Below are 13,034 nucleotides of genomic sequence, written 5' to 3' on the forward strand. Positions count from 1 at the left end.
TTGCGTGGTTTGGCGCAAATTCCTCCTTTGCTTTCTTTGTGGCACAGCCTAACGTCCACTCGAATTATTTGGCATAGACTGTCAGGAGGAACTTATGTCCAAACGCTCACCCGGCATCGAAACACTGGCAATCCATGCGGGCGCAAAACCCGATCCAACGACGGGTGCACGTGCGACGCCGATCTATCAGACAACGTCTTTCGTGTTTGAAGATGCCGACCATGCAGCCTCTCTGTTTGGCCTGCAGGCTTTCGGCAATATCTATACGCGGATTACCAACCCGACCACCGCTGTTCTGGAAGAGCGCATTGCCGCACTCGAAGGTGGGACGGCTGCTGTTGCCACGGCATCTGGCCATGCGGCACAATTGCTGATCTTCCATTGCCTGCTACAGCCAGGTGATAATTTCATCGCCGCTAACAAGCTCTACGGCGGTTCGATGAACCAGTTTGGTCAGGCTTTCAAATCTTTTGGCTGGCAGGTGCGCTGGGCCGAAGCAACGGATCCATCCGACTTCGAAAAGCATATTGATGAACGCACCCGTGCAATCTTCATTGAAAGCTTTGCAAATCCGGGCGGCATTGTCACAGATATCGCAGCTATTGCTGAAGTTGCACACAAGCACGGATTACCGCTGATTGTCGACAACACGCTGGCGTCACCTTATCTGATCCGCCCGATTGAACACGGCGCGGACATTGTCGTGCATTCGTTGACTAAGTTCATCGGCGGACATGGCAATTCGATGGGCGGCATTCTTGTCGATGCAGGAACATTCGATTGGGCAAAGTCGGGCAATTATCCGCTTTTGACAGAGCCGCGTCCTGATTATGCTGGCCTCGAAATCCACAAGACATTCGGCAATATCTCTTTCGCAATAGCGGCTCGGGTGCTGGGTCTGCGTGACTTTGGTCCTGCGATCTCGCCGTTCAATGCATTCCAGATCCTGACGGGTGTTGAAACACTTCCGCTGCGTATGCAGCGCCATAGCGACAATGCGCTCAAGGTTGCGACCTGGCTGAGCGGCCACGATAAGGTGTCATGGGTAAGCTATGCTGGCCTTCCGAGCGACAAGTTCAATGCGTTGCAGAAGAAATACTCACCAAAGGGTGCAGGCTCTGTTTTCACCTTCGGTCTGAAGGGCGGCTATGATGCGGGCGTCAAGTTCGTTGACAGCCTTGATCTCTTCTCGCTGCTCGCGAACATTGGCGACACGCGCTCGTTGGTCATTCACCCGGCATCAACGACCCATCGTCAGTTGACCGATGAACAGAAAACTGCAGCCGGTGCCGGTCCGGAAGTGGTTCGTCTCTCTATCGGTATCGAAGATGCGGATGACATCATCGCTGATATCGAACAGGCACTTGCCAAGGTCTGATGTGATGAGCCTGCTTGTTGATTTCGAGTTGACTGAGGTTGAACCGGAGGAGGGCGCGCCTTTACCAGAGCGTGTCCTGTCCGGTAATCCGCGCTCCCGCACATGGAACCTCGAAGAAACTGCCGATGGCAAGCTCTTCGCAGGCATATGGGAAAGTTCGCCGGGCAAGTGGCGTGTTGAATATGACGAATGGGAGTTTTGTCATATTCTCGCTGGCCATTCGGTTTTGACGGAAGAGGGTGGCGAGGCGCGCACGCTTAAAGCGGGCGATAGCTTTGTCATCCGCCCTGGCTTCAAGGGCACTTGGGAAGTGATCGAAACCACGCGCAAGGAATATGTGATCCGGCTTTAAAGCTGGCGAGGGTATTGAGAGAAGAAAGGCCCGGTCATTGTGACCGGGCCTTTCTTCTTATGCTCCGTAAGGCACCCAGATATTCTTCACCTGAATGGCGCGGCGCAGATAATCCCGGCCTTGCCCTTCCGTCTTGTTGAGCCAGTTGGGCTGGCGGCCATTGCTGACCCATGTGGCCTTGAGATTGCCCGCTGATGCCTTTTCGACCATGGCGCTGCCCTCGCGTGAACCAAAATACCAGAGCGCTGCAACCTCATCATGTTCGGCAAGTGTCTTCGTCAGAAGATCGCGTTCGCCGGTGACGATGTTGACCACGCCGCCCGGCACATCGGATGTGTCGAGCACCTGATAGAAATCACCTGCGATCAGCGGATGACGGCTCGAAGGTACGACCACCGTGCGGTTGCCCATGGCAATGGCGGGAAGTATCAGCGAAACGAACGATAGAAGCGGCGCTTCGTCGGGGCAGACGATGCCCATCACGCCCCAAGGTTCATTCATTGCCAGTGTCACATGACGCGACTTGGTGGAATGAACCGCTCCATCGAACTTGTCGGCCTGCGCGGCATAATAAAAAATCCGGCGCAGCGCGGTTTCAAATTCCTCTTCCGCTTTTTTCCCGCTGATGCCGGTGTTTTCGATCAGCCGTGCCACGAAATCCGTGCGGCGTGCATCGAGGTTTTCACCAAGATAATAGAGTACCTGCGCTCGGTTGTGCGCCGTCGCCGCGCCCCAGCTTCCAGCCTTGCTTGCAGCTTCCACCGCATTGCGGATGTCCTTGCGGTTGCCGATGCCTGCCTGCCCGATGACCGAGCCGCCCTTGCCAGTGACCGAATAGCTATAGCCGCCATCCGGGCGGGCCTGCTTGCCGCCAATATAGTTCTTCATCGTGCGGTCGATACCGTCGATGGTGATCTTGTCATCGCCGGAGGGTGAAGCTGATGGCACGAAGGCGTCCGTAACCTTGGCCGAGGGGAGTGCTTTCTCCCAATCGGAGACGAGATATTCGTACATGCCTTCGCGTGCACCTTCACGACCGAACCCGCTTTCGCGGTAGCCACCGAAGCCTGCGCCCGCATCCAGCATGTTGGTGCAGTTGATCCAGACGACGCCGGCCTTCACCCGCGCAGCAAGATCGAGCGCGACATTGATATTTTCAGACCAGATCGACGCGGCAAGCCCGTAGCGCGTATTGTTGGCAAGCGAGACGGCTTCATCGGGAGTGCGGAAGGTTGTTGCTGCCGCAATCGGCCCAAAAATTTCCACCTGACAGACGGTTGAGGCCTGATCCACATCGGTGAAGAAGCCGGGAGCGATATAATTGCCTTTGGCTGGCAGCGGGTTTGGCGTCTGCCAGAGCTCGCCGCCTTCGTCGATACCCTTTTGGATAAGATCGGAAATGCGCTTCACCTGACCGGGTGAAACGATGGCGCCGACATCGGTGGATTTGTCGAGCGGATCGCCGACGCGTAAGCTTTCGAGACGCTTTCTGAGTTTGGCATAGAAGCGCTCGGCAATGCCTTCCTGCACGAGCAGGCGCGAACCCGCACAGCAGACTTCGCCCTGATTGAACCAGATGGCATCGACCACGCCTTCAACTGCGGCATCAAGATCGGCATCTTCAAAGACGATGAAGGGCGATTTTCCGCCCAGTTCCAGCGACAGCTTCTTGCCCGATCCGGCAATTTGCTCGCGAATGACACGACCGACCTGTGTCGAGCCGGTGAAGGCCACCTTTTCCACGCCATCATGGCCACAGATTTCCGCGCCGGTGGTGCCATCGCCCTGCACGATGTTGACGACACCGGCGGGCAGGCCGACTTCATGGCAGATCTCGGCAAAGGCAATGGCCGAGAGCGGCGTCAGATCGGCGGGTTTCAGCACGACCGTGTTACCGGCGGCCAAAGCTGGTGCGATCTTCCAGGCAAGCATGAGAAGCGGGAAATTCCACGGAATGACCTGACCGCAGACGCCAACCGGCGAAAAGCCCTTGAATTCGTCTTCAACCATCTCGGCCCAGCCTGCATGGTGATAGAAGTGACGGGCGGCGAGCGGAATGTCGATGTCGCGGGTTTCGCGGATCGGCTTACCGTTATCCATGGTTTCCAGCACGGCCAGAAAACGCTCGCGCTTCTGAATATGGCGCGCGATGGCATAGAGATACTTGGCCCGCTCATAGCCCGAAAGTTTGGACCATTTGCCGAAAGCGGTGCGGGCAGCTTTCACCGCCTGATCGACATCATCCGCATTGCCGCAGATGATGTCGGCGAGCTTGTCACCATTGGCCGGATTGGCAACCGAAATTGCCTTGCGGCCTTCCGGTTTGACAAAGGCCCCGTTGATATAGTGGCCGAAAGAACGGCCATGCTGTTCCAGCCACAGGTTCACATCGCCGTTTGCTTCGGGGGAAGGTCCATATTCCATGGTCTTCAGGATGTCCTTGATGGGTCGCATTTCAAATTTTCCTTACGAGCATTTCCAGCAAAAGTGCGAAGCGGTTTTGCGTAGGAGAATGCGAAATTCCAAGTTTAAGCAGCGGCGTGACGGTTGGTGGCGGAGTAGCGCCCTGTCACGAAGTGCTCCAATTGCCGTTCGATATCGCCAAGCATCGACGATGCGCCGATGCGGAACAGATCGGGCTCCAGCCAGCGATTGCCGAGTTCTTCCTTCATCAGTGTGAGCCAGGCGAGCGCATCCTTGGCGGTCTTGAGGCCGCCTGCAGGTTTGAAGCCGACACTCTGATCGGAAAGCTCGCCATAATCGCGCAGTGCCCGCACCATGGTCAGGCTCACTGGCAAGGTGGCGTTGACGTCTTCCTTGCCCGTCGAGGTCTTGATGAAATCGGAGCCTGCCTGCATCGCCACCATCGAGGCGCGATAGACATTGGTGAGTGTATTGAGATCGCCGGTGGCGAGGATCGCCTTCATATGCGCATCCCCGCAGACTTCGCGCATGGCGGCAATTTCATCGTAAAGCGCTGACCAGTTCTGTGTCAGCACATGCTCGCGCGTAATCACGATGTCGATTTCATGCGCGCCCTGTTCGACGGCATAGGTGATTTCAGCAAGGCGGAGCGGCAGCGGCGTCAGCCCGGCGGGAAAGCCCGTCGCCACCGAGGCAACCGGAATGCCGGAACCTTCAAGCGCCTTCACGGCATGGGGCACCATGGTGGGATAAACGCAGACCGCGCCTGTGGTGATGCCTGCATCTGCAAGGCCGAGCGCTTCCAGAATATCCTCGCGTACCGGGCGGCGCGCCTTGGCGCAGAGCCTGCGCACGCGGCCCGCCGTGTCGTCGCCTGCAAGCGTGGTGAGGTCTATGCACTGGATGGCGCGGATGAGCCACGCCGCCTGATATTCCTTTTTCACCGAACGGCGGGCGCTAATCGTAGCAGCACGGCGCTCGGAAGCGCTGCGATTGACGGATACATCCTCAAACCATTCCGGCTTGAGCGGTGTCCCGTTATTGCGGGGAAGGGCTTCGGTCATTTCATTATCCGTTCATAGGTTCAATTACGATCAGGCGCGTTCGATCAAGGGGGCGTGATCGCGGCAGAACGTTTCGAATTCTTCCTGGCTGGCATAGGCTTTCTGCGTGCCGGGCCGGGTGATGGAATGGGCCGCGTAGAGCGCTGCTTTGCGAAGCGAGGCTTCCACATCGCCGGTCCCGGCGTAGAAGCGGGCAAAGGAGCCGATAAAGGCATCGCCCGCGCCGGTGGTGTCTTTGGGCGTGACCTTGACCGGTGGTATATTGACGATTTCGCTTGCGGTAATCATGCGCGCGCCGCGTCCGCCGAGCGTGACAATGACGGTGCGGATGCCGCGAGCGATCAGCGAACGCGCTGCGGTGACGATTTCATCGTCCGTGCCGGTCGGCAGGCCGGAGAGGATTGCAAGCTCGCTCTCGTTCGGCACGAGAAAGGTCACCTGCCGGATCAGTTCGGGATCAAGATCGGCGGCAGCAGGCGCAGGATTCAAAATGGTTTCGATGCCGTTTTCAGCCGCAAAAGCGATGGTGTGGTAGACTGTCTCGACCGGAACTTCCATCTGCATCAGGATGAGGCCGCACGCTTTCAGATCGTCGGCAGCCTTGTCGACTTCGGCAGGCAGAAGATCGGCATTGGCGCCTTTGACGATCAAGATCGAGTTTTCCCCCGATGGCTCGACGAAGATGGGTGCTACACCGCTCGATTTGCCCGGCACTTTGCACACATGGCGCGTATCGACGCCGAACTGGTTCAGGTTGCGGATGGTGTTGTCGGCAAAAATATCGTCGCCCACACGCGTGACCATCATCACATCTGCGCCAAGGCGCGCGGCAACCACGGCCTGATTGGCGCCTTTTCCACCACAGCCGATTTCAAATGTCGGGGCTTCCAGTGTTTCGCCGGGGCCGGGCATACGGTTCACATAGGTGATGAGATCCACCATGTTGGAGCCGACCACTCCGATCTTTCTGGTCATGAGACGTTCCTTTGAAATTTCAGAGTGCCTTGATCGTGGCTTCAAACTGTTCGGCGGCGGCTGTATCGAGATAGCCGACGCGTACGGGGAAAACGGCGCGCTCACCCGATGCCAGCACCTGCACATTGTTCTTGGCCTTTTCCGCCAGATAGCCTTCCGGCTCGCAGGTCGAGGGGAGAGCAAAGGCTGCAACCTGAGCGTCCCCGTTCACGAGAATCCAGCGCACGGTTTTTGGGAAGATTTCGGTCGGGTAGGAAATGCCAAATCCGTCGCCCTCGGGAAGCTGCATCATCAGATGGGTGTTGCCTTCGGCATCTTTCGGCAGTCCGCGAATATAGAAGACCTGCTCGGGATCGTAGCGCTCCGGTTCGTCCAGCACTTCCATCGCGGCTGGGTCGGAGGCCAGTTCATCGATCAGCGACAGGTAATCATCATTGGGCGTAACGTGGCCGGGAACGGCGGTGCGCACCTGCACGTGATCCGGCGTATAGGGCACCGGCTGGACGATCCGCGCACCTTCTGCATAAGCGAAATTGACGTGGCACATATACATCAGCTCCATCGGAGCGGATGAAAGGTTCTCGACATCCATGGTGATGTCGAACAGAGTTTCATCGGCATAAAGCCGCACGCTTGGCCGCGCCAGATAATGCGCGCCGAAGCCCATCACATATTCATATTCGCCGGTGATTTCGACAAAGACGCCGCGCTCGTCATGGCCGAAGAGAAGACCGGCCTTGTCCATCTTTGCGCAGGCCATTTCGCCATGCAGAAGATGATTGTCCTGAGGCGAAGGGCAGCCATTGCGCAGGATGCCGCTATGGAACGCAAAGCAGCCATAGGTCTCGACGATGGTGGTTGCCGGGCGTGGCATGGAGAAGCTGTTGCCCATGGTCAGCTCGATGCCGTCAAACTCTGCACCCCATATCATCTGCCCCATGAAAGGCAGCACAATGATATTGCCGCGTTCGTTCTCGACCAGCAGCGCCTCGATACCGCTTGGATAGCGAAAGGCAGTGACGCTGAGGCCGTAAGTGTTGGCGATGACATGCGGCTGTTGGACAAAATCCTGACGGCGAAGATGAAATTCGATGTCCTGCATAAGGGATCACCTGCCCTGATTGCGCGATGCGTTGATCGCGATGACGAGAATGAGGAAAGCGCCCCAGATGAAATCGATGAGGTGGTTGGAGAACCGCATCATCTGGAAGCCGGAGGAAAGCAGCATCAGAGCAATCAGCGCGATGGCGACGCCCAGAACACGTCCTTTTCCACCTGCCGGATTGGTGCCGCCGAGGACGGCAATCAGCACGGCCTGCAGCAGATAGGATGCGCCATAGTCCGACTTGGCGGCATTGGTGCGGCCCGAAAGAATGATCCCGGCTATGGAGGCAAGCACGCCGGTGAGCATGTAGGAATAGAGGACCATGCGATCCTTGCGGATACCAGCAAAGACGGCAGCACGCGGATTGGTGCCGATCAGCATGAGATTGATGCCGAGCGTCGTGCGTGTCAGCAGAATTGCCACGACGATGCAAACCGCAATGAACAACAGGAAAGGTGTGGCGACGCCGAACAGCTTGCCGTTGCCGACCCAGTTCCATGCATCGGGAAAACCGACGATGGCCGGGCCGCCGGTCAGAACCAGAGCAAGTCCCATCAACACTTGTCCGGTGCCGAGTGTGGCAAGGATTGGCGTGATGCGGAGCTTGGCTATGAGCAGGCCGTTGACCAGTCCCGATAGCAGGCCGATCAGCACGGCAAGCAATATGCCGATGATGGTGTAGAACAGCATGCCGGAACCCGACGTCTGTGCCGCCTGTACCATGCTTGAGTGGAAATAAACCCCGGCCACGATGCCCGCCAGATTGGCGATGCCCACCACCGAAAGATCGATGCCGCCTGTCAGCATGGCAATCATCATGGCGACCGAGAGGATGCCCAGCTCCGGCATGATGTAGCTGATGGATTCAAAATTGTAATAGCGCAGGAACTTGTCCGGGTTCATCCAGGTCATCAGCGCAAAGACCAGTATGGTGATGACGATGAGCTGGATGATGTTGTTGTCTCCGCCAAGGATGCGGCGCATGTCGAAAGACTGTTTCATGTCGCGTTCTCCCTTCAGGCGATGCTTTTGCGATCGCGCCATGCGGTGATGGCTGTAGCGATTATGATGATGAGGCCGACCACGACGCGCTGCCACGTGGTGTCTACCTTCATGATGATGAGAGAGTTTTTGACCATCACGAGCATGAAGACGCCCATAAGCGTACCGAGAACCGTGCCGCGTCCGCCGAAGATTGATGCGCCGCCCAGAACCACGGCTGCGATCACGTCCAGCTCCAGCCCGACGAAATCGCGCGGATTGGCAAGCCAGATCATCGAGGAATGCAGAAGGCCCGCGAAACCTGCGAGCGCTCCGGCCACGCAATAGACGAAGAAGATGGTGCGGCGCGTATTGAAGCCGACGCGCTTTGCCGCTTCCGGCGAGCCGCCATAGGCATAAACGCTGCGCCCGATCATCGTATAATTGAGGACCATGTGGATCAGCAGCGCCAGCGCCAGATAGACAAGGAACATTGCGGTCAGGCCGAACGCCGTGCCGGAGGCTGATGTCAGTGAGATCACATCTGTCTTGCCGAATTCGATCAATTCCTTCGGCATCTTGTTGATGTTGACGATGCTGGTGCCGACAAGGCCCAGCACCAGCCCGCGTACGATGGAGCCGGTGCCGAGCGTCACGATCAGCGGGATCATCTTGAAGCGATGGATGATGAAACCGTTGAATGCACCGAGCAGCAGGCCGATCAGTGTCGCCGCCACGAACGGAATGAACACGCCGTCATAGCCGAGATAGACCATGGCGCGGACGGTCAGATACATGGCCGCGATGGCAAAGGCGGTGAAGGAGACGTCGATGCCGCCGGAAATCATCACCAGCAGAACGCCGAGCGCCATGATGCCGATCACGACATTGGAGCGCAGAAGGCCGAAGATATTGTCCAGCGACCAGAAAGCCGGATTGATGAGGCCGATAATGACCATCGCCGCGAAAAGCACGCAGGCAATGATGGATTCGGTGCTGCGAAAGAATTTCATGTGCCGGTTCCTCAATTCAGCGTCTTGAGCCGGTCATTGACGGCATCTTCGGTCATGGTTTCACCGGAAAGTTCGTCGACGAAACGTCCGCGATGCATCACCAGCACACGATTGCAGTTCTGCACCAACTCGGGCACATCGTCGGAAATCATCAGGACGGCGAGACCTTCATCACGGGCAAGCTTGCGGATGATATTGTGGATCTGAGCCTTGGAGCCGACATCGACACCGACAGTCGGCCCGTTGAGGATCAGCACTTTCGCGCCTGTCAAAAGCCAGCGTGCCAGCACCACGCGCTGCGCATTGCCGCCTGACAGGTGATTGACCGGCGTATGCGGACCAGGGGCAACAATGTGCATTGCCGAAAACATGTCGCGCGTCGTGGTGTCAGCCTTCTTGCGGTCGATGAAGAGGCCGCGCACGAATTTCTCGATGGAAGTGACGATGATGTTGCGCTCAATCGATTGGGTCAGGAAAAGCCCCTCTGTGAGACGGTCTTCCGGTACATAGGCGACGCCACAGGCGATCCCTTCCTGTACGGTTTTCGGATGAACAGGCTTGCCTTCGATACGAACAGTGCCGGTGAAATCCGGCTTCATGCCGAAGAGAGCCAAGGCAAGCTCGGTGCGACCAGAGCCGATAAGACCAGAAATACCTACAATTTCACCGGCATGGAGCGTAAGGCTGGCTTTTTCAACTGCACCCGGAACAATCAGATTTTCAATTTCAAGGCTTGGTGGGCTGGTCGCTCCATCGCGCGGAGCCCAATGATAGCTGTGCGCCGTCAACTCCTGGCCGGTCATGGCACGGGTGATTGCCGGTTCGTCAAATTCGTTGATAGGGCCTTCCGCGACTTTCTTGCCATTGCGGAAAACCGTGAGCCGCTCGCTGATTTCCAGCATTTCGCGCATCTTGTGGCTGACGAAGAGTACGGCGATACCCTGCGCCTGAATATCACGCACGATCTTGAACAGCGCATCGACTTCATGCCGGGTGAGGGCGGTTGTAGGTTCATCCATGATCAGAAGCCGCGCATCAGCCATAACGGCGCGCGCAATTGCTACGATCTGCTTGCCGGAGGTCGGCAGGCTGTCCACATCGGCATCCAGATCCATCTGAACGCCAAGACGGTCGAGCGCCTGCTGCGCAAGTTCGCGCACGCGCTTCCAGTCCACAGCCTTGCGGCCTTCCATGAGAAATGTATTGATCGCAAGGTTCTCTGCGACCGTCAGATTCCCGAATAGCGAGAAGTCCTGATAAATAACCTGAATGCCGTGATGCACGGATTTGACGGGATCAAGCTTGCCGACGGTCCTGCCGTCGATAAGGATTTCACCGTCTTCAGGCGTGTAAACACCAGACATGATTTTGATTACAGTGGATTTGCCAGAGCCATTTTCGCCTGCAAGGCAGTGAATTTCGCCCGGCTTGATGGCAAGAGATACGTCGTCCAGCGCCTTAACGCCGCCGAAGCGCTTGCCGATATGGCGCAATTCGATGAGATTCTCAGTCATGAAGGCCTCGTACAAGGCTGCAAATGCAAATGCAGATGGAGAAGGAGAAAGAGGCGAGGGCCTCTTTCTCCGGTTCAGCAACGATTAGAAATCGTACTGATCCATGTTTTCCTTGGTTACACCGACCCAACCAGCACCATAGAGCAGGTTTGGCTTTGCAGCGTCCGGCGCAAGCAGGCTTTCATAGCCCGGCAGGCCCAGATTGAGACCGGCTTTGATCTGGTCGTTTTTCTTTTCAAGTGCTGCGACGGCCAGCATGTTCATGGCATAGCCAGCAACTGCCGGGTCCCAGAACTGAATGTACTGAACGTCGTCATTCTTGATGTATTCACCGGCCACCGACACAAGACCCGTGCCTGCGAAGGAGACTTTGCCCTTAAGGCCACCTTCGGCAATCAGACGGCCAGCACCAGCAGAAGTTGGCATTGGAGCGCCGAGAATACCGGTGATGTCCGGATAAGCGGTCATCGCTTCTTTAAGCTTGTTATAGTCGGTGTTCGCATCGTCATAGGTTTCGAGACGGCCGGTTGCTTCTGCCATTTCCGGGAAGTTGGCCTTCTGGTATTCGACGGCACCGTCGATCCATTCCATCTGCGACTTGGACGTCAGGCTGCCGACAGTAGCAACATACTTGCCCTTGCCACCCATCGACTTGCCGAGTTCCTTCATGAGATTGGCGCCGTAAGCCTTGTTGTCGAAGGCTTCGATGTCATAGTCGACGTTCTGAATGTTGGAAGCTTCATGGCTGATGACCACGATGCCGCGTTCACGCGCCTTCTTCAGAACTGGTTCAACAGCTTCGACGGAGAAGGGCACGATGGCAATGGCGTCAACGCCCTGTGCAATCAGATTTTCGACGATCTGCACCTGAGCCGCAGCATCTGCCTGGCTCGGGCCGACCATCCATACGTCGTTACCGGTATCTGTCTTGAACTGTTCGACACCATCACGCATGCGGTCGAACCAGGCAATCCCGTCGACCTTAACGACTGTCGCAATCGTGTATTTCTTGTCGTTGGCAGTGGTGATCAGATCTTTGTTGATCTTGGATGTATCGACGACGCCTTCAGCAAAAGCATGTGGCACGGCAACAGACATGGCAATAGCCATGGACGCTATAAACTTCTTCACCGGTATTTCCTCCCTGGAAACGAATAGCCCCCGCCCAAACGCATCATCGTCAGACGAGATTGGTGACTACTTATCTCTACGCTGGTGCTTTGCAGTTTGTTGCTGACACCAGTGTCTCCTCCTTTGCAGCGCTAAAGGCCGCAAATTCCTCTCTTTGGCACCGGCCGCATGACGCGCTGCCGTTGCCATAAATTCTTGTTGTCAGAATCTCCCGATAATGCGAATTATAATGTTACAATTCGATCATTATGTTTGGATCGTTTCATATTTCTGTTCGGCCTGTCAAGTATGTGTCGTCGCAATTGCACCAATTGATGCGGCAAGCTAAACGAAGGTGAGCAGCAACCGAAATGGGGAATCAGTGAGCAGAATCAGCCGTAAAGACGAACGGATTGCCGAACTCGCAGCCCTTGTGGATGAAACAGGGGTCGTGCGTATTCGCGATGCGGCCTTGAGGCTCGGCGTTTCGGAGATGACAATCCGGCGTGATATTGGCAATGATACCGGGCCGCTCAATTGTTTGGGTGGCTACATTATTCCGGTGCAGGATAACGGAAACGGCAGCGATTATGTCTTTGATTTTGAAAAAGACTGTCACGCCAATGCCAAGATGCAGGCATGTGCCGCCGCGGTCGCGCTTATCGAGCCGCATGATACTGTCTTCATCGATTGTGGCACGACAACTCCGCATCTGGCGCAGTTGATTCCGCACAACCAGCATATCACCGTGGTTTGTTACTCCCTGAATATTGCCGAGATTCTATCTCGTCGGGATGATGTCCGGCTGATCGTGCTTGGTGGTGTTTATCATCCCGAAGCGGCATCTTTTTCGAGCGACGAGGGTATTGAAGTGCTCAAGCGGATCAATATCAACAAGGCGTTCTTGTCAGCAGGCGGGGTCGATGAACAGCACGGTGTAACCTGCTCTCATTTCCATGAAGTGCCGGTCAAACAAATGGCGATGCAGCGAGCATTGCAGAAGCATCTCGTCGTTGATGAAAGCAAATTCGGCAAGGTCCGCGCCGCACGCTTTGCAGGGGTGGCGGATTTTAATTCAATTGTTTCTGGTTAACAATTTGCGTTCCAAAGCTTTCTGC

General features: G+C 56.4%; 11 protein-coding genes. 3 read left to right on the forward strand and 8 right to left on the reverse strand.

Annotation, left to right across the window (positions count from 1 at the left end; all coding sequences use genetic code 11):
- Window positions 1-94: 94 nt before the first annotated feature.
- Both ACSME1_RS11125 and ACSME1_RS11130 read left to right on the forward strand, forming a co-directional pair.
- Window positions 95-1,378 carry an O-acetylhomoserine aminocarboxypropyltransferase gene (locus ACSME1_RS11125; protein ID WP_024897457.1) on the forward strand — a complete coding sequence of 428 codons (1,284 nt, stop codon included), beginning with the start codon at window positions 95-97 and terminating at the stop codon, window positions 1,376-1,378.
- 4 nt (window positions 1,379-1,382) lie between these two features.
- A complete protein-coding gene (locus tag ACSME1_RS11130) occupies window positions 1,383-1,730 on the forward strand; it encodes a cupin domain-containing protein (RefSeq protein WP_105706759.1) in 348 nt (115 codons plus the stop codon).
- A gap of 57 nt (window positions 1,731-1,787) precedes the next feature.
- Here ACSME1_RS11130 and ACSME1_RS11135 read toward each other — a convergent pair whose 3' ends face one another.
- From ACSME1_RS11135 to ACSME1_RS11170, 8 genes are all read right to left on the reverse strand, one after another.
- Window positions 1,788-4,184, reverse strand: coding sequence for an aldehyde dehydrogenase family protein (locus ACSME1_RS11135; RefSeq protein WP_181153637.1), 2,397 nt, complete (start codon window positions 4,182-4,184; stop codon window positions 1,788-1,790).
- 74 nt (window positions 4,185-4,258) lie between these two features.
- Window positions 4,259-5,218, reverse strand: coding sequence for a deoxyribose-phosphate aldolase (gene deoC, locus ACSME1_RS11140; protein ID WP_105706757.1), 960 nt, complete (start codon window positions 5,216-5,218; stop codon window positions 4,259-4,261).
- Between the two features lie 30 nt (window positions 5,219-5,248).
- Entirely contained in the window at window positions 5,249-6,193 is a 945-nt protein-coding gene (gene rbsK / locus ACSME1_RS11145) for a ribokinase (protein ID WP_435654923.1), read from the reverse strand.
- Window positions 6,194-6,212: 19 nt separating this feature from the next.
- Window positions 6,213-7,295, reverse strand: a complete 1,083-nt coding sequence (locus tag ACSME1_RS11150; RefSeq protein ID WP_105706755.1) for an aldose 1-epimerase family protein — start codon at window positions 7,293-7,295, stop codon at window positions 6,213-6,215.
- Window positions 7,296-7,301: 6 nt separating this feature from the next.
- Entirely contained in the window at window positions 7,302-8,300 is a 999-nt protein-coding gene (locus ACSME1_RS11155) for an ABC transporter permease (RefSeq protein ID WP_024897463.1), read from the reverse strand.
- Window positions 8,301-8,314: 14 nt separating this feature from the next.
- Window positions 8,315-9,292, reverse strand: coding sequence for an ABC transporter permease (locus tag ACSME1_RS11160; protein ID WP_105706753.1), 978 nt, complete (start codon window positions 9,290-9,292; stop codon window positions 8,315-8,317).
- A gap of 11 nt (window positions 9,293-9,303) precedes the next feature.
- Window positions 9,304-10,806: a sugar ABC transporter ATP-binding protein gene (locus ACSME1_RS11165; protein WP_024897465.1), complete on the reverse strand. Its 1,503-nt coding sequence runs from the start codon at window positions 10,804-10,806 to the stop codon at window positions 9,304-9,306.
- 84 nt (window positions 10,807-10,890) lie between these two features.
- Window positions 10,891-11,937 carry an autoinducer 2 ABC transporter substrate-binding protein gene (locus ACSME1_RS11170; protein WP_024897466.1) on the reverse strand — a complete coding sequence of 349 codons (1,047 nt, stop codon included), beginning with the start codon at window positions 11,935-11,937 and terminating at the stop codon, window positions 10,891-10,893.
- 361 nt (window positions 11,938-12,298) lie between these two features.
- On the opposite strand from ACSME1_RS11170, the gene ACSME1_RS11175 reads away from it, so the two are divergent.
- Window positions 12,299-13,009 (forward strand): DeoR/GlpR family DNA-binding transcription regulator, encoded by a 711-nt coding sequence (locus tag ACSME1_RS11175; protein WP_100559215.1) that lies wholly within the window; start codon window positions 12,299-12,301, stop codon window positions 13,007-13,009.
- Window positions 13,010-13,034: the final 25 nt, after the last annotated feature.

It is taken from the genome of Brucella pituitosa, assembly GCF_965577835.1.
GTDB classification, from domain to species: Bacteria; Pseudomonadota; Alphaproteobacteria; order Rhizobiales; family Rhizobiaceae; genus Brucella; species Brucella pituitosa.

What these genes read in the sequence shown, in the direction of transcription:
- ACSME1_RS11125 (WP_024897457.1), top strand. Translation starts at nt 95, where the DNA reads ATGTCCAAACGCTCACCCGGCATCGAAACACTGGCAATCCATGCGGGC.
- ACSME1_RS11130 (WP_105706759.1), top strand. Translation starts at nt 1,383, where the DNA reads ATGAGCCTGCTTGTTGATTTCGAGTTGACTGAGGTTGAACCGGAGGAG.
- ACSME1_RS11135 (WP_181153637.1), bottom strand. Translation starts at nt 4,184, where the DNA reads ATGCGACCCATCAAGGACATCCTGAAGACCATGGAATATGGACCTTCC.
- deoC (WP_105706757.1), bottom strand. Translation starts at nt 5,218, where the DNA reads ATGACCGAAGCCCTTCCCCGCAATAACGGGACACCGCTCAAGCCGGAA.
- rbsK (WP_435654923.1), bottom strand. Translation starts at nt 6,193, where the DNA reads ATGACCAGAAAGATCGGAGTGGTCGGCTCCAACATGGTGGATCTCATC.
- ACSME1_RS11150 (WP_105706755.1), bottom strand. Translation starts at nt 7,295, where the DNA reads ATGCAGGACATCGAATTTCATCTTCGCCGTCAGGATTTTGTCCAACAG.
- ACSME1_RS11155 (WP_024897463.1), bottom strand. Translation starts at nt 8,300, where the DNA reads ATGAAACAGTCTTTCGACATGCGCCGCATCCTTGGCGGAGACAACAAC.
- ACSME1_RS11160 (WP_105706753.1), bottom strand. Translation starts at nt 9,292, where the DNA reads ATGAAATTCTTTCGCAGCACCGAATCCATCATTGCCTGCGTGCTTTTC.
- ACSME1_RS11165 (WP_024897465.1), bottom strand. Translation starts at nt 10,806, where the DNA reads ATGACTGAGAATCTCATCGAATTGCGCCATATCGGCAAGCGCTTCGGC.